This is a genomic window from Paenibacillus sp. FSL L8-0436 (assembly GCF_038593025.1).
Lineage (GTDB): Bacteria > Bacillota > Bacilli > Paenibacillales > Paenibacillaceae > Paenibacillus_AQ.
In genome coordinates, this window is the sequence record NZ_CP151955.1 from 6,498,757 (window position 1) to 6,520,066 (window position 21,310).

Here is a 21,310-nt window from a genome sequence, read left to right on the forward strand (position 1 = left end):
GTTGCCATTCGTTTGAACACAATGCGCTTCCTGTTGCATTTTTCCGCACATCACTCTAGACTAAGTGGCATACTACTCTAATGAGAACGTTGTCAAAAAAGGAAGTGTACTTCGTGAAAGTTACCGGTGACCAGGCGCTGGTCAAAAAAATCAATAAGTCGATTATTTTACATACGATCCGCACGCATTCTCCGGTCTCCCGGGCCAAAGTCTCCGAGATGACCGGCCTTAATAAAGCAACCGTGTCCAACCTTGTCGCCGAGCTTTGCGGACAGGAGCTTGTGACTGAAGCCGGCCCCGGGGAATCCAGCGGCGGACGCAAACCGCTCATGCTGCATTTTAACAAAATGGCGGGAAGCGTCATCGGCATCGAGCTGCGCGTAAAGCAGCTCACGGCGGTGCTCTGCGATCTGGACGGCGGCGTGCTTCACGAGCGGGATTGCCGCTTGGATGCCCATGATTTCCCTTATGTTGTGAATCAGATGAAGGCTATCATTGCGGAGCTGATCACCAAATCCCCCGCGTCGCCTTACGGTATCGTAGGAATCGGAGTAGGTGTGCCGGGGATGGTCGATGAGAACGGCGTGGTGCTGTTCGCCCCCAACCTTGGCTGGGAGATGGTGGATTTACGTTCCATTCTGGAGAGTACCTTCGCTGTTCCCGTCACGATAGACAATGAAGCCAATGCGGGTGCACAGGGAGAGCTTAATTTCGGAGCAGCCCGGGGCGTGCGCCACCTGCTGTATATCAGTGCCGGTTCAGGGATCGGATCGGGCATTATCATCGGGGGGGAGCTGTACAAGGGCGCCCGCGGATATGCCGGAGAAACCGGGCATATGACCATTGAAGCGGAAGGCAAACCCTGCAGCTGCGGAAGCCGGGGCTGCTGGGAGCTGTATGCCTCCGAGAAGACCTATGACAACTCAAACTTGTCATTGCCTGCCCGCACTACCACAGAACTGGTCCGCCATGCGCTGGACGGGCAGGAGGATACGCTGCGCCACTTCTCAACCATGGGCGAATATCTGGGCATTGGAGTCACGAATCTGATCAACAGCTTCAATCCGGAGCTGATTGTTATCGGAGGAGCCCTATCCGAGGCCGAACCTTGGCTGGGCGAACCGCTGCGCAGCGTAGTGGCTAAGCGTACGCTGCCCTACCATAAGCAGCAGCTGGAGATCACTTTTTCCAAGCTGGGCAGCCGCGGGACCATGATCGGTGCGGGCTTTTCGGCCGTGATGCATTTTCTCGGCAATATCAGGGTAACCCTGTAGACAAATTGACGTAAATTTGCCGCATTTAAAGCAGCCCAAAGTGCAGCAATAAGCAGGGCAATCCTTTATAATTAGGTCATAACTGTGTGACATATGTCACCATCACCCCTTTTTCTGAAAGCGAGAGTGAGTCTATGACCTATGTTGATACGTCTGATCTTTCAGCGCAGATGTTCATCACTGTGCTGCTGCTGCTGCTCATCATTGCTCCTTTAGTCAGTCTCGGTGTACTGCGTCTGTTCCAATCGAGGAAGAAATCGGGATTCATGCTTATTATCAGCGGTGTTGTTGTATACGCTATTTTTCAAGTAATCATGTCCTTTATCCAAGCTTAAGCGAGAGCTTTGACCCCTTTGCTCCTGCCCGTACAAAAACTAGCCGGCATCACAAAAGCAGACTATTTTTTGTACGGAAACTTGCTCCCCGGACTGCCTCAGCTCTGTTCTGCGTCATTTAGAGAAAGACTGCAGATGAAACGCTCGACTCCGGGATATTTTTCCCCCAGACTCTTAACTGCAAATCCGCTATTCCTGTAGAACCCAACGGCGTCATGGTCTGTCTCCGCGGTTATCGTGTCATATTCAGCAGTTCTGCCCAGCTCCTCTACCATCTTTCTGCCGATCCCTTTCCCGCGCCACTGCTCCTGAACTGCAAGATGCCTGATCTCCGCCTCTTTCCTGGAATGCCGCATGATTCCGATGATCCCTGCCAACCGACCGTTCTCAAAGCAGCCCAGCAATTCTGTCCAATCATTTGCAATATATCCCGCAAGCACCTGCTCGATCTTCTCATCAAGCTCCTCATCGGCAGCCCACATGCACTCGGCCAGCAAACGTTTTACTGCCCCGGAATACTTATATATAGATTGAACTTAAGGTTTTAGAGTACAGGATCAGTCGCAACTACGGAGAATATTTGGACTTCCGGCCGCTGTTGTCTTCAGATTTCTTGATTTTAACCGCAATTAGCGGTAGAAATCCGAAAACAAAGGCGGACGCTACCGCTCCTCCAGTTCCAAAATCCCCCTCCGTTCCTCCTTTTCCTTATCTCAAGTTTTTAAGTTCAATCTATATACTCCTTTAAATTCATTAACAAGGTTTGCAGCATCCTTTCATCGGTTGGAGATCCATATGTACATTAAACGATTCGGACGGATACAAGCCCGGCAACGCAAAGACCGCCCCCATCTCGGAAGCGGCCGGTATCCTCTTATTCAAGAGCAAAGGCTATATTATACAGTTGCCAAAGCCTTGTCGAATTGCGTTTTGTTCATGCCTACGATTTTGAAATCGCCGATGACAGTTACAGGTACAGCTCTCATGCCCATATCCCAAACCTGCTGCGCGTAATCATCATTCTGCTCGATGTTACGTTCCTCGTAGGATACACCCTTCTCGCTCAGGAAGCTCTTCACCTGACGGCAATGCGGGCAGTTGGTTGAAGTGTATACAATTACATTTTCCATAGTTGATCTCCTCCTTAATTTTATATGAACAGTATAGATCAGGGTAGTATCTATTGTAGCACCAGAGTGCCTTTTATTCCAAATAGAGGGTTACAAAATAACCGCACTGTGCTCCAGGCTTTCGATATATTTCTCAGCATCCATTGCTGCCATGCAACCACTGCCTGCTGCCGTAATGGCTTGTCTGTAACGGGTATCCTGAACGTCGCCGCAAGCAAATACGCCAGGAATATTGGTTTCGGAGGTACCCGGATTGGTCACGATATACCCGCTCGCATCCGTTGTAATTTGACCACCCAGGAAGGAAGTATTCGGATGATGGCCGACAGCTACAAACACACCGCTGGCTTCAATGAATTCCTCTTCGCCGGTTTCATTATTAAGCACCTTCAGACCGTTCACGCCTTTGTCGCCGGAAGTCACTTCCAGTGGAGTACGGTTCAGCCCCCAGGTCACCTTGGCATTATCGCGGACACGATCCTGCATAATTTTGGAAGCTCGCAGCTCTTCACGGCGGTGCACAAGGGTAACTTTCGAAGCAAAACGGGTCAGGAAGCCAGCTTCCTCAAGGGCGGAATCACCGCCGCCGACAACGACGATCTCTTTGCCGCGGAAGAAAAATCCGTCACAAGTCGCACAAGTGCTTACACCGCGTCCGATGTTGTCCTGCTCACCGGGAATGCCGAGGTATTTTGCCGTAGCACCTGTCGATAGGATCAGTGTATCTGTAGTCAATGTTCCCATACCTTCAACGTTCAGCTTGAACGGACGATCCCCCAGCTCTACGCTGTTCACCCAGCCTGTAATAAACTTTGCACCGAAACGCTCAGCCTGCTTACGCATATTGTCCATGAGTTCAGGACCCATAATACCTTCAGGGAATCCGGGGAAATTCTCAATTTCCGTTGTAGTGGTAAGCTGACCACCCGGTTGTGGACCTTCAATCACCAGCGGATTCAGGTTGGCGCGGGCCAAATAGATAGCAGCAGTCAGTCCGGCCGGTCCGGTACCAACGATAATGGATTTGTACATGACTATATCCTCCTTGAGATGGACGGTTAAGCGTCAATCCTTAATTAAAATTATTATAATGTAGTACTTATTATGATCACCCAAGAAGGAGTTGTCAATATGCCAGACACGCTGTAATCGTACCCATTTTGTGAACAATTCAATTTTAAGCAATTAAATTTCCGGAATACCCTGTTGGTTTGTCGATTTCAGCTTTTATTAGCGTAAAAGTCTTAATCCGTTCAGGATCACGAGAATTGTGCTGCCTTCATGACCAACAACACCGAAGGGGAGCGCGATCCCCTGCAAAAAGTTGCCCAGCATCAGGCTGACGATCACGGTAACAGCAAAAATCATATTCTGCTTCACAATACGCTGCGACCGGCGGGCCAGCGCAATGGTCGAAGAAATCTCTTCAATATTATCGTTCATCAGCACCACATCGGCAATCTCAAGTGCCGCGCCGCTGCCCTTCATACCCATCCCCATGCCAACGGTGGCCGTTGCCAGAGCCGGAGCATCATTGACCCCATCACCAACCATAATCACATGACCATATTGCTCACGGAGCGCTTTAATATGACTTACTTTATCCTCCGGCAAAAGATCGGCAAATACCATGTCCACTCCCGTTCTTGCTGCCATTGCCTGCGCCGCCTCTGCCCGGTCCCCGGTCAGCATAGCCACCTTAATTCCCAGCTTCTGCAGCTTGCGTACAGCAGCTTCCGCCTGAGGACGCACCGTATCCTGCAGCGCAATCATCCCGGCGATTTTGTCACCGGCCAGAATCAGCGACACGGTTTTTCCTTCCGCCTCGAACTGCTGCCGCAAGGTTTTCCAGTGTTGTACTGGTTCATCATCCCCCTGAACTGCCGGCTCATCCAAAAGATTGGATTTGCCGATTCTCCATTGTTGGCCTTGAACCGTGCCTTCAATCCCCCAGCCGGTTACGGATTTGCTCTCCTGGATATTGTACAGCTCCACCTGCTGCTCCTCAGCCATGCGGACAACCGCTTCCGCCAGCGGATGGCGTGACAATTTCTCAATGGATGCGCTGACCGCCAGCAGCTCCCTCCGGTCATATCCCTCTCCGGCGATAAAATCCGTCACCTGCGGAATCCCCTCAGTCAACGTTCCGGTCTTGTCAAAAGCTACCACAGACGTCCGCGCCATATTCTCCAGGTGCACGCCACCTTTGAACAGGATGCCTTTGCGCGCACTTTTGGAAATGGCCGATAGCATGGCAGGCATGATGGATGAGACCAGCGCGCACGGTGAAGCCACCACCAGAAAGACCATCGCTTTATAAAAAGTATCGCTCCAGCTCCAGTCCAGCAGATATGGCGGCAATGCAATCAATGCAACCGTTGCAGCCACAACCACCCGGGCATAAATCGACTCCAGCCGTTTAATAAACCGCTGTGAATCCGGCACTTCGCTCTCCGCCTCTTCCACCATCTTAATAATCTTGGCAAAAAGGGTGTTCTCTGCAGCCTTGGTAACTTCGACATAAAGCGGGCCTTCCCCGTTGACGGTCCCGGCGAATACTTCACTTCCGGCTGTTTTCTCTACCGGCAATGATTCGCCTGTGATCGAAGCCTGATTGACGGCCGATTCACCCCGGCACACTTTACCGTCAGCGGGAATCAGTTCACCGGGCCGCACCAGCAGCAAATCTCCGATGGCCAAAAGATCAATCGCAACCTCGTTCATAGCCCCCTGCTCAATGCGCACTGCCGTGGCCGGCTTCAGGGCCATCAGGGAGGAGATGTCCTTTTTGCTGCGCTCCATGGTATAACTCTCCAGAGCGCCGCTCAGTGCAAAGATGAAGATAAGCATCGCACCTTCGTTCCAGTAGCCGATTGAAGCGGCGCCCAGAGCGGCAGCGATCATCAGCAGGTTGACATCAAGGTCGCGTTCCTTGACCAGTGTCTCCACACCTTCCTTCGCTTTACTCCAGCCGCCTACCGTATAAGAGATCATGTAGAGCAGCACTGAGAAGATTTCCGACCAGCCGCTGGTTGCCCAAGCAATCAGCATAAGTAATCCGCTGCCCAGGGCAGCCTGCATTTCGGAATTGCCCAGCATAGCCTTCGGATCGAAACGTCGCGGCTCCGGTGTCCGGGGCTGCTGCGCGTTGCCTTGGCGCGCTATTGGTTTTGGCATTTGTTTGGATGTTACTTGCATGAATAATCACCTTCCTGATTGGTTTATGAGCATTGGTATTCTGTCCCTGACAAGATGAAGAGCAGCCAACTGAGAATGAGAGCCATTATTAAAGCCCTTAAAATGACACATGCTGCCCCGGCTCAGCCGGGACAGCATGGTAAATGAGAATGATAATCATTGTTGCAATAATGCAAATATATTTCATCAGTGCAACTTATAGTTATACTATACCACTTTCCGTTCGAATGTAAACCCGGAGACTAGCCTTTTTTTGAGGGGGGTTCCGGGGATGACGACTACAATATGGTGGGTGGGTGAATGAATGAATGAATGACGAGTGTGGGTTGCGTGCTTCGGGTAACTGGGTATTGTGAGCAACGGCGTAACTTGGACATTGGGTAACGTGGAGATCAAGAGAACAAGGGTAGGATCAGCAACGCGGGGATCATGAGCACAGCATACGTGGGTAACTGAGGGATTGTGGAAATCAAGAGCTTGAGGGTTACCTCAACATCGCGGGCACTGGGAGCAACAATGCACTAGGGCAAATGGGGTCACGGGGAAATCAAATCGTGGGATTGAGGTAACCTCAGCATCGCGGGTATTGGGAGCAAAGGTGTACACGGGCAACATGAGAAACGCAGGGTCTACTGAAAATTAATAAAATGAGCACTTGAGTATCCATCCTTGATTGCATCTTTAAAAGTCCCTTCCTCTTACGCCTATCCTTGCTTCTATCGGTGCTCCCCCTCCCTTCGAATGTAAACATCCCCTTGTTTACCGCAGCAATGCGGAACAAGGGGATGCATCGGTTACCACATTTTCAATTACCTTAAAAATCATGGAAGGATAACTTGGTTGAACCGATTGGATACGAGTACGTTGCCTGCTATCCGATAGACATAAGTGTATTTACTGCAACTATTCACGGCAGAAACAAACGTTTTGGTGAAATAGTTGTAGTTCATACAGCTAAAAATAGGCGATTGCTCCTCTGCGGGCCAATTTTGCTTTTTATAGCTGTATTGAATGCAACTATAGCTCAATAAAGCTAAAAAAGTAATGAAATAGATGTACAAAGTGCAATTATCCCCAGAAGCCTCATCATCATTCGGTTAAATTGCAGCGGCTTCTACCCCTAGCCAGTATCAAGCTAAATAGCTGCCGGGGAAGTTAGTCTTATGTCCGGATGCGGGCTAATCGTTGTACAGATGCCTGGAATACCAGAAATCATTTGAACAGGCACACCAATGATACCGGATATGCGAGTTGCCGCATGAAATGGCGGATATTCGCTGGACAGGCGCCCGGTCGCCGGCTATTGCCAGAGCGGGAGGGCGCCCGGAAATCCTACAGCCAACCGCCGGCGGCTGGATCTTCGTGATGGTCCTGCCGGGCCATCCAGGTCAGGCAGGCTGCCCTGAGCAGCGCTTCGGTCCGCTGGCCCGCGCTGCAAAAGATCCCGCTCATGCCGATCGCATACAGATCGGCAAGCGCGGCCGCCGCCGGTGCCCCCGCGGCGAGCACCACCGCCGCCGGCTTCACGCGCCGCACGGCGGCCAGCATCTCTCCCGCCGCACGGGCAAAGCCCTCGGCGGAGCTGGCTTCCGGCGCGCATCCGCAGGCCGCGCCGTCAAGCACAAGGAAATCGGCGATGCGCGCGATTTCCCCGGCGGCGTAATGCGCACCGGGCGCGATCAGCGCCCCGATGCGGCAAGCCGCCGCATAAGCGTGGCCGAGTGTCTGTTCGGCCACGTCCTCGATGAATTCGCGCATCACCGCGAATTCGGGCGCGCTGGCGGGGTAAGGCGCCAGCAGATCCACGCGGCAGTCGCTGCCCAGCCGCTGGCTCTCCGCCACGGCGGAGAACAGCGCTTCGAGCTGCGCATCCTGAAGCACGGCCAGCCTTGCAGGCAACGCGGCAAGCTCTGGGGTACACAGCAGAGTGACTGCGGTCCAGGCCCCGTCTGCTGATTCCAGCAGTGCCAAGGATGCGGCCCGCAGCCGGTAATAGATCCGCTGCAAAGTCCGTTCCGTCTGGACTTCATCCTCACCGGTCAACCAGCTGTCATACAGCTCGGCTAGCTCGGGAGTATTGAGCCACTCTTCGCTCCGGATCAGACAAGGGCCCACCGGAGCCGTTCCGGCATCCTCCCGGAAGAGCGGGCGATCCTCACAGCCGTCACGCAGCACCAGAAAGGCCGGACGTTCCCCCGGACGCTTGAAATAAGCACGGTTTAATGGACCCATTCCCTTTTGCCGCTCCCCTTCGTCTATAAATTCCGCAGCAGCGGAAGCCACGGATGCAGCCTGGCTCATCTCCACTCCTATAGCCCGATCACCGGCGTTATACTTGAACGGGCGCTCCTCATTACTCCGAACATGATCCTGCTGTTGTTCACCCTTCATCACCGCACCCACCTTTTTGGCATTGGATTGCTGCCGGCCGCCGTTTTAGGGGCAGGTTGATACCGGCATGTTACGCTGCTTCTTTTTATAAATACGGGAATGGGCCATGAAATATGCAAGCGTTGTCAAATGAGTAAGTTCTTAACGGAGTTTGCAGAAGCGTGAAATCACTCGTCGGTCCCTTTTGTAAGGCATATGCTTTGAGGGGAAACGATATTCTGCATTCCTTCAGCTATGCAAAAAGGCCATCTGCCCCATGCGCCGTCCAGTCACAGTATGAACAGGATCACACAGGCGAACAATCACCTAGAATTAATCTGATTCATAATTATGGAGGAAACGGCTCCGCATAATGGCAAAGGCCTTGATAGCCTGCAGCGAAGCGCTGCAGGCCGTAACTATTTTCGTACAACTGCTGTGCTGTCTTTATTGCTGGCTGGCGGCAATCGCCTGCTCCAGATCATACAGAATATCGTCAATGGATTCCGTACCAATCGACAAACGCAGCAATTCAGGGGTTACACCTGCTGTTGTCTGCTCTTCGGCAGAAAGCTGCTGATGTGTAGTGCTCGCCGGATGAATAATCAGTGACTTGGAATCACCGACATTGGCCAAATGGGAGAACAGCTTCACATTCTCTATCAGTTTGACGCCCGCTGCGGCTCCGCCCTTAATTCCGAAGGTAAGGATTGCGCCTTGCCCCTTTGGCAAATACTTCTGGGCAAGTGTATAGGAAGGATGGCTCGGCAATCCGGCATAGCTGACCCATTCCACATTCTCATGGGCTTCCAGATACTGTGCAACCTTCAGCGCATTCTGGCTGTGACGCTCAAGACGCAAATGTAAAGTCTCCAGCCCTTGCAGCAGCAGCCAGGAGTTAAACGGCGAAATCGCAGCGCCCAAATCACGCAGCAACTGCACGCGGGCTTTAATAATATAGGCAATCGGTCCTACAGCTTCCGTGTAAACCACGCCATGATAGCTTGGGTCCGGCTCGGTCAGCCCCGGGAATTTGCCGCTGGCTTTCCAGTCGAATTTGCCGCCGTCCACAATGATTCCACCGATGGAGGTACCGTGCCCGCCGATGAATTTGGTAGCTGAGTGCACTACGATGTCGGCTCCATACTCAATCGGACGAAGCAAATACGGGCTCGGGAAGGTATTATCCACAATCAGCGGAATGCCATGCTCATGGGCAATGGCCGCCACGGCTTCAATATCCAGTACATTTCCCTGCGGATTGCCGATCGTTTCGGCATAGAGTGCCTTCGTCTTATCTGTAATCGCACTGCGGAAGTTCTCAGGATTATCCGAATCCACAAAATGAACCTTGATGCCCAGCTTGGGCAGTGTGGTAGAGAACAGGTTGTATGTTCCGCCATAGAGACTTGCGGAGGACACAATCTCATCCCCTGCACCGGCGATGTTCAGAATAGAGAAGGAAATTGCCGCTGCCCCTGAAGCTGTGGCAAGGGCTCCTGCACCGCCCTCAAGCGCGGCAATCCGCTGCTCGAACACATCGGTGGTCGGGTTCATCAAACGGGTATAGATATTGCCGAATTCCTTGAGCGCGAACAAATTGGCTGCATGTTCCGCATCACGGAACCCGTAGGAAGTGGTCTGATACAACGGTACGGCACGCGATAAAGTAGTTGGATCGATCTCTTGTCCTGCATGAACGGCTAAAGTTTCAAACGACAGCTTGCGGTCTTCTGACATTGGTATTTCCTCCTATTCATAATTGGCAACCGTTAACAATTTAATTAAGAATTGAAACTATTCTCTCACAAACCATGTCATTTGAAAAGAAAAATATCTCATTATTCCACTGTGTTTTATTTTGTTTAGAGGAACTATTGATTTGATCGCACTCCCTCCCGTGGATAACGCTTTCAATTTTCACTATATATCAGGCTTCATCGCTATGTATCGGATTTTAATCGTAAACGGCAAGAGTGTCTAGCCGGCAAATTGATTTCGCCGCATATAGAAGTATACCAGATTGTCTACCAGCTCCTCATCTCTACAAAACCCCAACGCTGTCAGCAGGCGAAGGGATCTATCGTTCCCCGGATCAACTGTAGCTTCAATGACCTCAAGCCCCATCTCTTCATAACCAAAGGTGATCACCGGAAGGAGTGCTTCGGTCATCAGTCCCCTGCCCCAGAAGTCTCTGGACAGATCAAAGCCGATTTCTGCTTTGCCCCCAGGTCCGGTTGTCCAGCAATGATAGCCGCAGGTCCCTGCCAATTGATCCTGCTGCTTATCGAATATTCCCCAGCGGCAGCCCGAATCGTCGATGTGAAACTGGATAATTTCATCCGCTTCGCTAATGTCCCCGCAGGGCGGAATATCCATGTAACGCGTTACTTCTTCCTCCGAGAAATGGCGGAATACCGCCTCACGATCTTCAATCGTCAGCAATCTTAACTTCAACCTGTCTGTTTCAATGACCGGGTAATTCATCTTCGTCAATGCTCTCTCTCCTTCGCACTCACTTGCTGCCCCAAACTCGCTGGAACTTTGCCTATCATTCTATCATATTACTCAGCGCTTATGGACCATCAGTACCAGCTGCCGCTTGATCTGGACAACGGCCGGCTGCTGGACAGTGAAGGGCGGAGCATTTCCTGCCGGGCGGAAGATCTGGGCACCCAGTTCGGCTATGAGCTGCCGGACGACCAGTTCCGCAAGCCTTATATGGCCCGCAAACTCCGTCTGACCTTCGAGGCCGCACAGGTACCACCGCTCGGCTACAAAATATATGCCTGGATACAGTCACCAGATGTCCGTACCGAAGCTGCTGCCAGTCCACTGAGACTCATGGAACAGGGAATGGCCAACGACTTCCTCGCTATTGGGATCCGGGAGGACGGCTCCTATGATGTAACGGACAAACATACCGGTAAAGTCTTTAAGGGACTCGGCGTCTATGAGAACTGCGGCGATGTGGGGAATGAGTATGTGTTCCGTCAGCCGGAGGGCGATGTTCCGCTGACTACCCGTGGCCTCACAGCCCGTATCTCTCTTGCCGAGCATGAACCCTACCGCATTACCTACGAAATCGTCCACGATTGGAAAATCCCGGCTTCCGCCGATGCTGCATTCGCGGAAGAGAAACGGCAAAATGGTTCCGTTCCGGCAGCGCAAGGCAGGACGTTCCTCGGAGAAAGTGCCGCTGCGGATCGTGACCCGGATCAGCCTTGAGGCTGCAGGGAACGGCATTCAGGTCTCTGCCAAGTTTAATAATCAGGCCATGGACCACCGGCTGCGCGTCCTCTTCCCTACCGGACTTATCGCTTCTACCCTTCTGGCCGCCTCCATATTTGAAGCGGCGGAGCGCGATATTGCTCCGGCTCCCGATTGGATTAATCCAAGCAACGCCCAGCATCAGCAGGCTTTTGTCAGTGTGTCGGATGGCAGCGCCGGACTTATGATCGCCAACAAAGGACTGAATGAATACGAGGTCCTGCGCGACGGCAGGAATACCATTGCTGTGACCCTGCTGCGCAGCGTGTCGGAGCTGGGGGACTGGGGTGTGTTCCCTACACCGGAAGCCCAGTGCCTGGGTGAGCGTACCGTAGAATTTGCGGTACGTCCTTATGCCGGAGATGCTGCCGAGCCGGAGGCTTTTGCCTGGGCCTATCAATATCAGGCCCCATGGTTCATTGCCCAGACCGGCTGGCAGCAGGGCTCCTTGCCTGCCGAGTATCAGCCGCTGGAGTGGCAAGGCCGCACACTGGCCCTCTCCGCATTCAAATGGATATTGCAGCGGAAAACACTACCCTAGTTAATGATGTGAATTATAGAATCAAGTCCTGCCTTTAGAAAAAAACCGGCTGCGCCGTCCTTGTATAAAGGACGGCGCAGCCGGTTTTTTGTAGCTGGATTAGCTGGACTGCATGAACTTTAATAGCTGCTTTGGCTCTGTTCGCCTTTGGCAATAGCCACGCCGCCGCTGGTGCCGATTCTTGTCGCTCCGGCTCCAACCATAACAAGGGCATCCTCTGCGCTGCGCACACCGCCGGATGCTTTGACGCCGATGTCCGGACCGACTGCCGCACGCATCAGCGCGATATCTTCCTTGGTGGCTCCTCCGGTGGAAAACCCGGTCGAAGTCTTCACATAATCCGCTCCCGCTTCAACAGCAAGCTTGCAGGCACGGACCTTCTCCTCGTCGCTCAGCAGGCAAGCCTCAATAATGACTTTGGTTAATGCTTTGCCGCGGGCTGCATCAATAACAGCAGAGATATCACGCTTCACCAATTCATCATTGCCATCCTTCAAAGCGCCGATGTTGATCACCATATCGACTTCACCTGCGCCTTTTGCTATTGCATCGGTTGTTTCAAAGGCCTTTGTCTCCGGCGTTGAAGAGCCTAACGGGAAGCCGATAACCGTGCATACTTTTACCTCAGGTGTATCTTTCAAGACTTCATGGGCAACAGATACCCAGGCTGGATTTACGCAGACTGAGGCGAACTTATAGGCTTTGGCCTCTTCCGCCAACTTGATGATATCTTCTTTCCGTGCATCCGCCTTCAGCAGCGTATGGTCAATGATCCCGGATAGTGTAATTTCACTCATTCTTAATTCCTCCATAGCAGTAGATATTCTCATACCCTGTAATCATACCAATAGAAGAACGCTTTGGAAAGGCGAGGGAGAACGATCTGCACCTTTCAATATGCTTCTATGTACCTCTCCACGGAATGAATTAATCCCTATTTTATAAATATAAAAAAATAAAAAGTTTAATTATGCTAAATAAACCTTTTCAAAACAACGATAATAATTATATGGAATTATTGGTTTCCATATTTTTCTGGATTGATTTCATAACTATTTTGTAGAAGGAGATGTTTGGACAGATGGGTAGTTTTAAATTCGCAACGAACACCAAAGAGCACAAACTGGATGTACAAGTCGAAGGAACCATGTCAGAGGAGGACGCAGGACGGTTTATTCAGGAATATAATCAAACCGTAAGCAAGTTTGACCCTACTGAATATGAGATTGTCCTGGACTGCACTACGCTGAATGTTTCTTCTCCGGATGTGCTGCCTATGCTGGAGCAATGCTATATTCTGTACCAACAATCCGGGTTCAAAAAAGTAGTCTTCACGATCGCCAAAAGTCCGGTGCTGAAAATGCAGCTGAGCCGGGTGGCTCGCTCCACAAAACTGGCAAACTATGAAATTATCGAAGTGTAGGTGAACCTGATGAAACATACCGGAGAAAACATTAGAATCCGCAATGCCGCGTACTACCATCCACAGCACATTGTTGGCAATGATTATTACCTTGAGCATTTCGCGCAAATGGGGAAGGACATCAAGCGGTTCCTCGAAGTGATGGGCCGCAAGAATAGATACATTATCAAGGACGAAAATGAAAATTCGCTGACGATGGGATTAAAGGCGGCACAGAAGGTGCTTGAGGATGCCGGTCTGCAAAGTGAAGATCTCGATATGATTGTGTTCGCTTCACAGACACCGGAGTATACTTATCCTACCAATGCCCTGCTGCTGCACAACAAACTGCAATGCAAGCATCGCACCATTACTCTGGATTCCAATGCCAATTGCGCCGGTATGGTAGCGGCTGTTGAACAGGCGAGCCGTTACATGCAGTCGAACCCAAGCATCCGTTATGCGCTGATCACAGGGAGCGACTACAGCTCGGTCAACTGCAATACGGACGATGAAATCACCTATCCTAACTTTGGAGATGCGGCAGCCGCCGTTATTCTGGAGCGGAGCAGTGAAGCTGGGGGATTTACAGATTCCTTGTACTATACAGATTCCGAAGGCTGCGAGAACATTATGTTTCCAGCATGCGGATTGTCTAACATCTATCGCGAAGATATAACAGCAGAGCAGATTCGAATCCGCTGGACCCCGTTTGACGGTACCGTGTGCGTGGATGCGGCCATAGCTGATATTAAAGAGCTGCTGAGCCGCAACGGCCTGACTACCGATGATATCTCCGCCTTCTGCCTGTCCCAATTCTCACTCAAAAATATTGAGCTGATTCAAGAGGGGCTCGGCCTTAGTGAAGAGAAATTTATCTATGTTGGTGACGAATTCGGCTATACCGCCACAAGCAGCCCATTTATCGCCTTTCAGCGTGGAGTCGAGGATGGACGGATCAAACGCGGGGACTATGTCTTCTTCTGGTCCGTAGGCGCCGGCTGGCAAATTCCGACGATGCTCTTCCAATACTGATTAACGGGAAACCGGACAAGCTATCTTCTTAAAATCATGCAAAGAGCCTTGCTCTCATTCTGGAGCAAGGCTCTTCTTTATGCCGTAGCCAATGGTTACTTTTGCGTCAGCGAATCAATGTCCACAAATGGCGTGGCCCCGCCAGTTACCGACGGCAGTACGCCGTTCCATTTCTCCAGCGCTTTCTCCTGGACTTCAATTTGCTTCAGCTGCACCAGCTCAGGTGTAACCTCCTGCTTTTTCAGTCTTAAGGATTCGGCCTCCGCCTGTGCCTGGGCGATCTTCTGTTTGGCTTCTATCTCGACCCGCCGGAGATCATTCTCCGCCTTCAGCGCCTGCTGCTGGGCGACCTGCTTTGCTTCAATCGATTGGTTGAAGGCATCGGAGAATTTGAAATTGACAATGTTGATGTCATTAACGACTAGATCATATTTGGCCAGCCGTGCAGTGAGCAGACCACTGATTTCTCCCGCCACGGCATCACGCCGTGTAATCAAATCTTCTGCGGGGTATTTAGCCGTTACCTCCTTCACAATCTCCTGAATCGCCGGGTTGATGATCACGGCATCAAAATTGCCTCCAATATTATTCATCAGATTGTAGGCAGAGTCTTTACTGACGGAATAGTTAACGGCTACATGGGTAGATACGGGCTGAAGGTCCTTGGACGATGCCGTAGTGTCCGTCTCCGCTTTGGTTACCTGCGTGTTGACCTGAATCACACTCTGGAAGAAGGGAATTTTCAAATGAATGCCTGGTGTCAGCATATTGTTGTTCAGTTTGCCGAAGGTTTTGTACAAACCTACATGCCCGTACTCTACGGTAGCAAATGAGTTGGCGGCGATTAGCCCCAGAACCAACACCGCCGCCGCGATGCCTATGAGTTTGCCTGGCCTAGTCTGCTTCAATTTCGGATTAATCTCCATGATTGTTGAAACCTCCCTAATTATGCTCTGCTTGGTATTGTTAACCTTTTATACGGTGGTGCAGCACCAGCGGTCGCAAGGAATTTTTTGCAGGGAAGTATTTTATATTGTATTAGGGAGAAGAGGCTATAGCCGGATGCCGATGTCAGCAGCGGCACAAGCAGCACTGCGGTTATTCTTTTCAGGATGAGAATCATTTCTCTTCTATAATATATAAATAGCAGCCTTCTCCATAGAGAAAGCTGCTTGAAAGATGAATTATGAATCATATGATTTACGAATGTCCTCCGGATAAGGACAAGCCAACCCGCTTTACCAGCTGTGTGCTTTCCTCGTTTAATCCGGTAATCGTAACCGTTTTGCCATACGCCGCATACTTGCTGATCGTCTTGGCAATGGCGCCAGCCGCTGACTGGTCCCATACATGGGAATGTGTGAAGTCGATCCTGATGTTCTCCGGATCGCCCTCATAATTAAACTCATGAATAAAGTGGCTTGTCGTACCGAAAAACAGCTGGCCGGAAACGACATATGTGGCCATATCGGCGGATGTCTGGACGCTCAGGGAAATCGAGGCTATTTTCCAGGCAAACGTCAGGGCACTGAGCAAAACACCGAACAACACCCCGATGGACAGATTATCCGTTAGCACGACCGTAACAACCGTTACAATCATTACCAGCGCATCGCTTAGCGGTACGCGGGCCAGCGTCTGCAGCGAGCCCCATTCAAAGGTGCTGATACACACCATGATCATGACGCCTACCAGTGCTCCCATTGGAATTTGCTTCACGATATCACCGAGAACGAGGATGAGGAACAAGAGGAATATCCCCGACACAAAGGTGGATAGCCGGGTGCGTCCACCCGATTTCATGTTGACCATCGATTGGCCGATCATCGCACAGCCTGCCATACCTCCGAAAAAGCCCGTGACGATGTTCGCCAATCCTTGCCCCTTCGCTTCACGGTTCTTGTCGCTTCCGGTGCCGGTTATATCGTCAATTAAAGTTGCCGTCATCAGCGATTCCAGCAGCCCCACCACAGCGAGTGACAGTGAATATGGCAATATAATGAGCAGCGTATCCAGTGTAAATGGCAGCTGAGGCAGATGGAACAGCGGCAATGCCGATGTTATCTCTCCCATATCCCCCACGGTCCTCACATCCAGATCAAGCACAATGCTGAGCACTGAAACGATAATAATTGCCACAAGCGCCGAAGGCACCGCCTTGGTGAAACGCGGAACCGTATAGATGATGAGCAGAGTCAAGGCTACAAGGGCATACATCACCCAGCCTTGGCCCTTGAAATGCGTAAGCTGTGCCATAAAGATCAGAATAGCCAGCGCATTGACAAAGCCGGTCATGACCGGCTGCGGAAGAAAGGTAATAAATCTCCCCAGCTTGAGCATCCCCATCACGATTTGGAAAACTCCAGCTAATACGGTAGCTGCGAACAGATACTCAATTCCGTGCTGGATTACCAGACTGCCGACCAGCAGCGCCATTGCGCCGGTGGCTGCCGAGATCATGCCCGGTCTGCCTCCGGCAAACGATGTTACAATTGCGATGCAGAAGGAGGCATACAAACCGACCATCGGGCTTACTCCGGCAAGGATCGAGAACGCAATCGCTTCGGGAATGAGTGCAATCGCCACCGTCATTCCGGAAAGAACATCGCTCCGTGTATTGGAAAACCACCCGTTATTTAATTTTAGCTGCTTCAAGCTTCTGTTTCCTCCTGTTTCTGTTATGGTTGATTGGACTGTTCCGAACAGCCCGGGCCGGTGCAACGCCAATGTTTCTTATTGTACCTGACCCGCCATAACCTCCACAAAAGTGCAGCCTGTACTTGTAAGCGTTTATTTCTGTCTTTTTCTCGCATATGCTGCGAAAATCAAGTCCATTCAATAGATTTAAATTACCGGTATAGTCCTGAAGCCTTAACCTCATTGAAGAAGGTATTGAATTCCTCGATATTAAGCTGCTGCGCAGCATCCGACAATGCAGTCGCCGGGTCGGGATGAACCTCGACCATGATGCCGTCGGCTCCGGCGGCGAGTGCCGCTTTGGCGCAAGGGATCAGGATATCCTTGCGTCCGGTGGAGTGGGTCACATCGACCAGCACCGGCAAATGGCTCTCCTGCTTCAGGATCGGCACGGCCGAGATGTCCAGTGTATTACGCGTCCATTTCTCGTAAGTGCGGATACCGCGTTCGATCAGCATGACCTGGGTATTTCCGCGTGACATGATGTACTCAGCTGCATGGAGGAATTCTTCCATCGTTGCAGCAAGCCCGCGTTTCAGCAGAACCGGTTTATTCAGTTCTCCAGCCGCCTTGAGAAGCTCAAAGTTCTGCATATTGCGTGCGCCGATCTGGATAATATCCACATAATCCAGCGCCGGCTCCAGATGTGCCGGATCGACGATTTCACTGATCGTCAGCAGGCCGTATTCATCAGCCGCCTCACGGAGAATCCGCAGCCCATCCATGCCAAGGCCCTGGAAATCATACGGCGAAGTCCGGGGCTTGAACGCTCCACCGCGCATTACGCGGATACCGGCCTTTTGCAGCGCCGCGGCCACCGTACGGGTCTGCAGCTCGCTTTCTACGGAGCAAGGGCCTGCTACCATCAGCGACGACAAGCCGCCGACGGTCACATCGCCCGGCAGGACAATAACGGTGTCCTCTTTGTGGCTCTTGCGGCTGACAAGCATGCTTTTCTTGTGCTCGGCAGACTGCAAATCCAGAGAAGCGGAGAAGATTTGCTTGAAGAGGCTGCGGATCGTTCCGCTTGTGAAAGGTCCTTTGTTGCCCGCTACCAGCTTCTCCAGCATCTGTTTTTCCCGTTCCGGATCGAACTTCGGCACGCCTTGCTTTTCTTTAACTACACCAATTTCCTGAACTACCTGGGCACGCTCGGAGATCAGCTCCAGCAGCTGCTCATTAATTTCATCCAGGCGGGCTCTCAGCCCATCCAATTCCACGTTGCTCATTACCTTCCACTCCCTCTTCTCGATTAATTCAACCTATGAACGCAAAAAGGCCCCCCGTCGCAAGGGACGAGGAGCCGTGGTACCACCCTTATTTAGGATTAATCAAAAACAACCGCCGGCACAAAAAAATGAAAGCTCATTTCCTGCCCGGGATTAACCCTATCTTACACCCGATAACGCGGGGCGCGGGCCTCCCTACCCATAGTTGCTGCAGCAAATACTTCAGGGGCCGACTCGGAAGTGAAATTCGGCGCTAATCGTCTCATGAGGGTGCTCTCAGTCTCCGGCACACCTTCCCTGTTAAGATCCGCTTCTAGCGCTTACTCTCTTCGTCATTGTCATTTGTGTTATATGCCGGCGCTTCTTCTGCGCCGGTTGATGCTATCTTAATCAATAAGATCCTCTGATGCAAGACATCGATGTACCGCTTCGCAGCTTTAAGCAACTAAAATAACCTTTAATAAGATTAAGCGCCCAAGCCTGTTTTTTCGCCTCAAAAAAATTTCACGATGATATTCGAAATAGCTTCGCTTCTGAGCGGCTTGCTGATATATTCATCCATCCCGGCCTCGAGACAATGCTCACGGTCACCCTTCAGCGCATTTGCCGTAACCGCAATAATTACCGGAAGCTTCTCCTGCGGAAGTGTCTGTTTAAGAACCCTGGTAGCTTCCAGCCCATTCATCCCGGGCATCTGCACATCCATGAAAATAATGTCATAGTCCTTGCTGCCGGCCATCTCCACTACCTGCAGTCCATCTACCGCAACATCAACAGCGTAGCCCCGCTTCTCCAATATTTTGCGCAGCACGATTCGGTTAATTTCATTGTCTTCGGCCACTAATATACGCAGCTCCCGGCCAACCGGACCCAGGCTTGGCAACTCGGTACCCGGTTCCCCGTCTGAACCTTTATCCTCCTCGCGAAGCACCACAGTGAATACAAAGGCCGCACCAATCTCTGTGCTGGTATCCAATGCGATGCTGCCGCCCATCAGTTCAACAAGCTGTTTGGTAATGGCCAGGCCCAGGCCTGTTCCTTCATGACGCCGGCCCATAAATTGCTCAAGCTGATAAAACGGCTCAAACAGCCGTTCCCTGGAGTCTTTCGGGATACCAATCCCGGTATCAGCAACAGTGAATTGCAGCGTAACGCCATCCGCGGCTTTTGCCGCAGTCCGGACCTCTATTGTGACACCTCCGGTATAGGTGAACTTCACGGCATTGCCGACTAAATTGAGCAGAATCTGCTTCAGCCGGTCTGCGTCGCCTATCAAATGCTCCGGCACTTCTGCGCCCATCGTAACCTCAATGTACAACCCCTTCGCCTCCGCCTTAAGGAGCAGCAGTTCGAGCGCAGAGTCCATACAGTTCCTCAGCACAAACGGCTCTTCGTGCAGGGCTGTTTTGCCCGCTTCATTCTTGGAGAAATCCAGAATATCGTTGATGATATTCAGCAGCGTATCACCGCTCTGCCGGATAATATCGAGATATTCGCGCTGCACGGAGCCCGGTTCACTCATGTCCAACAGCAGATCAGTCATCCCCAGAACCCCATTCATCGGTGTGCGGATCTCATGGCTCATCATCGCCAGAAACTCACTTTTGGCCTTGTTCGTATTCTCAGCAATCTCCTTGGCAATGAGCAGCTTCTTCTGCTCGGTAATATCCTTCACGATAATATAGAATCCGACCCGCTCCTCGTTGATGATGATAGGGGCGATCGTTGTCAGCACTTCGACGGTATGGCCGTCTTTATGCCAGATCAGATTGATGTCCCGCTCCTTGCTGTTGTTCTCATTGCAATAACCGATTACATCATGCAGATGATGGGCGCCGATAATCAGACTCACACTCTTTCCGACCATTTCAGGGATGGTGTAGCCTGTCAACTGGCAGGCTTGTTCATTTCCGTTTATGATATTGCCCTGCAGATCCAGGGAAATAATCGCATCATGATTATATTTTTTCAGGGAGGTATACCGCTCGATGGATTCCTGCAGCATCGTCTCTACAGCTTTGCGCTCCGTTACATCACGGCCTACCGCAAGCACGCTCATGCTATTCCCATCCTCAATTAAACGCAGGGTGAATTCAATCCAGAGATATCGCCCGTCGGCATGGCGGATTCGCAGCTGGATGCTCTGAAACTCCATGGGCTCAGAGAGCTCCAAAACAGAAAGATCCTCATGGTGAATCAGCCCGCGGATATCGCGTCCAATCAGCTTCTCCGGCTCATACCCCAGCACCTCCTGAATCGAAGGTGAACAATACAGGCAAATGTTGTCCAAAGTGGAATAATACACAATATCCCTTATGTTCGCGGCGATCAGCCGGTAGAGTTCATCACTCGGAGGAGGGATGATTCCGGAGGTATTCCCCTCCGGAATCTCAGCCAAATGAATTAAATAATGCAGCTTCTCCCCCGTACAGGGATCGCTGATAAGCACAGCATGAAGAAGCAGCCGGACCGGTGTGCCGGCGGCACGGATCAGCTTAATTTCACATTCAAAAAAGGGGGCCTCTCCTGCTTGCAGAGCCCCCATCATCTTTTTATATACCGCCAAAGAATCATTATGCAGAAACTCACCGAACTCATGCTCCAGGAGCTGTTCCTCCGAATACCCCAGCATCAAAACTGCCGCGGGATTTATACGGGTCCATTTCTCATCCATAGAAAGAAAAGCTACTCCAACCTTTCCCGTTTTGTACGCCTGTCCAAAGCGGGAATATACCTCCGCATGCTGTCTTAACATCTGATCCACCGCCTGTTTGTGGAGTATTAGTGAAATTCGCTTATTTAAAAACTTCAATATAAATATCTTGTATA

18 protein-coding genes are annotated in these 21,310 nt (G+C 51.4%); 6 read left to right on the forward strand and 12 right to left on the reverse strand.

Features of this window, described 5'->3' with window-relative positions; translation table 11 throughout:
- Positions 1–113 precede the first annotated feature (113 nt).
- Positions 114–1,274, forward strand: coding sequence for an ROK family transcriptional regulator (locus NSS79_RS30010; RefSeq protein WP_342437271.1), 1,161 nt, complete (start codon positions 114–116; stop codon positions 1,272–1,274).
- Positions 1,275–1,408: 134 nt separating this feature from the next.
- Complete coding sequence (locus tag NSS79_RS30015) at positions 1,409–1,609, forward strand: hypothetical protein (RefSeq protein ID WP_342437272.1); 201 nt, start codon at positions 1,409–1,411, stop codon at positions 1,607–1,609.
- 98 nt (positions 1,610–1,707) lie between these two features.
- Here the strand turns inward: NSS79_RS30015 and NSS79_RS30020 are convergent, their stop codons facing one another.
- The 7 genes from NSS79_RS30020 to NSS79_RS30050 form a co-directional block, all read right to left on the reverse strand.
- Entirely contained in the window at positions 1,708–2,106 is a 399-nt protein-coding gene (locus NSS79_RS30020) for a GNAT family N-acetyltransferase (protein WP_342437273.1), read from the reverse strand.
- A 399-nt stretch (positions 2,107–2,505) separates the two neighbouring features.
- Positions 2,506–2,739, reverse strand: coding sequence for a glutaredoxin family protein (locus tag NSS79_RS30025; RefSeq protein WP_038596638.1), 234 nt, complete (start codon positions 2,737–2,739; stop codon positions 2,506–2,508).
- 90 nt (positions 2,740–2,829) lie between these two features.
- The gene (trxB, locus tag NSS79_RS30030; RefSeq protein ID WP_038596640.1) at positions 2,830–3,771 is read right to left on the reverse strand and encodes a thioredoxin-disulfide reductase; all 942 of its coding nucleotides are present in this window, start codon (positions 3,769–3,771) and stop codon (positions 2,830–2,832) included.
- 198 nt (positions 3,772–3,969) lie between these two features.
- Positions 3,970–5,937, reverse strand: coding sequence for a heavy metal translocating P-type ATPase (locus NSS79_RS30035; protein ID WP_342437274.1), 1,968 nt, complete (start codon positions 5,935–5,937; stop codon positions 3,970–3,972).
- Between the two features lie 1,332 nt (positions 5,938–7,269).
- Positions 7,270–8,328, reverse strand: coding sequence for a hypothetical protein (locus NSS79_RS30040; RefSeq protein ID WP_342437275.1), 1,059 nt, complete (start codon positions 8,326–8,328; stop codon positions 7,270–7,272).
- 426 nt (positions 8,329–8,754) lie between these two features.
- Entirely contained in the window at positions 8,755–10,047 is a 1,293-nt protein-coding gene (locus NSS79_RS30045) for a homocysteine synthase (protein ID WP_341096463.1), read from the reverse strand.
- A gap of 240 nt (positions 10,048–10,287) precedes the next feature.
- Positions 10,288–10,794: a GNAT family N-acetyltransferase gene (locus NSS79_RS30050; RefSeq protein ID WP_342440467.1), complete on the reverse strand. Its 507-nt coding sequence runs from the start codon at positions 10,792–10,794 to the stop codon at positions 10,288–10,290.
- A 57-nt stretch (positions 10,795–10,851) separates the two neighbouring features.
- On the opposite strand from NSS79_RS30050, the gene NSS79_RS30055 reads away from it, so the two are divergent.
- Both NSS79_RS30055 and NSS79_RS30060 read left to right on the forward strand, forming a co-directional pair.
- Positions 10,852–11,535 (forward strand): hypothetical protein, encoded by a 684-nt coding sequence (locus tag NSS79_RS30055; protein ID WP_342437276.1) that lies wholly within the window; start codon positions 10,852–10,854, stop codon positions 11,533–11,535.
- On the forward strand, positions 11,426–12,118 hold the full coding sequence (locus NSS79_RS30060) for a hypothetical protein (protein ID WP_342437277.1): 693 nt from the start codon (positions 11,426–11,428) through the stop codon (positions 12,116–12,118). Before NSS79_RS30055 ends, NSS79_RS30060 begins: the two co-directional genes overlap by 110 nt.
- Positions 12,119–12,237: 119 nt before the next feature.
- Here NSS79_RS30060 and deoC read toward each other — a convergent pair whose 3' ends face one another.
- A complete protein-coding gene (gene deoC / locus NSS79_RS30065) occupies positions 12,238–12,915 on the reverse strand; it encodes a deoxyribose-phosphate aldolase (RefSeq protein ID WP_342437278.1) in 678 nt (225 codons plus the stop codon).
- A 284-nt stretch (positions 12,916–13,199) separates the two neighbouring features.
- Here deoC and NSS79_RS30070 point away from each other — a divergent pair, with 284 nt between their 5' ends.
- Together NSS79_RS30070 and NSS79_RS30075 are read left to right on the forward strand one after the other, a co-directional pair.
- Positions 13,200–13,541: a hypothetical protein gene (locus NSS79_RS30070; protein WP_038596681.1), complete on the forward strand. Its 342-nt coding sequence runs from the start codon at positions 13,200–13,202 to the stop codon at positions 13,539–13,541.
- Positions 13,542–13,550: 9 nt separating this feature from the next.
- Positions 13,551–14,555 (forward strand): 3-oxoacyl-ACP synthase III family protein, encoded by a 1,005-nt coding sequence (locus NSS79_RS30075; RefSeq protein ID WP_342437279.1) that lies wholly within the window; start codon positions 13,551–13,553, stop codon positions 14,553–14,555.
- Between the two features lie 95 nt (positions 14,556–14,650).
- Here the strand turns inward: NSS79_RS30075 and NSS79_RS30080 are convergent, their stop codons facing one another.
- From NSS79_RS30080 to NSS79_RS30095, 4 genes are all read right to left on the reverse strand, one after another.
- Complete coding sequence (locus NSS79_RS30080) at positions 14,651–15,481, reverse strand: prohibitin family protein (protein WP_341096471.1); 831 nt, start codon at positions 15,479–15,481, stop codon at positions 14,651–14,653.
- Positions 15,482–15,755: 274 nt separating this feature from the next.
- Positions 15,756–17,210: a SulP family inorganic anion transporter gene (locus NSS79_RS30085; protein WP_342437280.1), complete on the reverse strand. Its 1,455-nt coding sequence runs from the start codon at positions 17,208–17,210 to the stop codon at positions 15,756–15,758.
- A gap of 194 nt (positions 17,211–17,404) precedes the next feature.
- A complete protein-coding gene (locus NSS79_RS30090) occupies positions 17,405–18,481 on the reverse strand; it encodes a bifunctional 3-deoxy-7-phosphoheptulonate synthase/chorismate mutase (RefSeq protein WP_076114024.1) in 1,077 nt (358 codons plus the stop codon).
- 493 nt (positions 18,482–18,974) lie between these two features.
- Positions 18,975–21,236, reverse strand: coding sequence for a PAS domain S-box protein (locus NSS79_RS30095; protein ID WP_342437281.1), 2,262 nt, complete (start codon positions 21,234–21,236; stop codon positions 18,975–18,977).
- Positions 21,237–21,310 lie beyond the last annotated feature (74 nt).

What these genes read in the sequence shown, in the direction of transcription:
- NSS79_RS30015 (WP_342437272.1), top strand. Translation starts at nt 1,409, where the DNA reads ATGACCTATGTTGATACGTCTGATCTTTCAGCGCAGATGTTCATCACT.
- NSS79_RS30025 (WP_038596638.1), bottom strand. Translation starts at nt 2,739, where the DNA reads ATGGAAAATGTAATTGTATACACTTCAACCAACTGCCCGCATTGCCGT.
- trxB (WP_038596640.1), bottom strand. Translation starts at nt 3,771, where the DNA reads ATGTACAAATCCATTATCGTTGGTACCGGACCGGCCGGACTGACTGCT.
- NSS79_RS30035 (WP_342437274.1), bottom strand. Translation starts at nt 5,937, where the DNA reads ATGCAAGTAACATCCAAACAAATGCCAAAACCAATAGCGCGCCAAGGC.
- NSS79_RS30040 (WP_342437275.1), bottom strand. Translation starts at nt 8,328, where the DNA reads ATGAAGGGTGAACAACAGCAGGATCATGTTCGGAGTAATGAGGAGCGC.
- NSS79_RS30045 (WP_341096463.1), bottom strand. Translation starts at nt 10,047, where the DNA reads ATGTCAGAAGACCGCAAGCTGTCGTTTGAAACTTTAGCCGTTCATGCA.
- NSS79_RS30050 (WP_342440467.1), bottom strand. Translation starts at nt 10,794, where the DNA reads ATGAATTACCCGGTCATTGAAACAGACAGGTTGAAGTTAAGATTGCTG.
- NSS79_RS30060 (WP_342437277.1), top strand. Translation starts at nt 11,426, where the DNA reads ATGCTGCATTCGCGGAAGAGAAACGGCAAAATGGTTCCGTTCCGGCAG.
- deoC (WP_342437278.1), bottom strand. Translation starts at nt 12,915, where the DNA reads ATGAGTGAAATTACACTATCCGGGATCATTGACCATACGCTGCTGAAG.
- NSS79_RS30070 (WP_038596681.1), top strand. Translation starts at nt 13,200, where the DNA reads ATGGGTAGTTTTAAATTCGCAACGAACACCAAAGAGCACAAACTGGAT.
- NSS79_RS30075 (WP_342437279.1), top strand. Translation starts at nt 13,551, where the DNA reads ATGAAACATACCGGAGAAAACATTAGAATCCGCAATGCCGCGTACTAC.
- NSS79_RS30080 (WP_341096471.1), bottom strand. Translation starts at nt 15,481, where the DNA reads ATGGAGATTAATCCGAAATTGAAGCAGACTAGGCCAGGCAAACTCATA.
- NSS79_RS30090 (WP_076114024.1), bottom strand. Translation starts at nt 18,481, where the DNA reads ATGAGCAACGTGGAATTGGATGGGCTGAGAGCCCGCCTGGATGAAATT.
- NSS79_RS30095 (WP_342437281.1), bottom strand. Translation starts at nt 21,236, where the DNA reads ATGTTAAGACAGCATGCGGAGGTATATTCCCGCTTTGGACAGGCGTAC.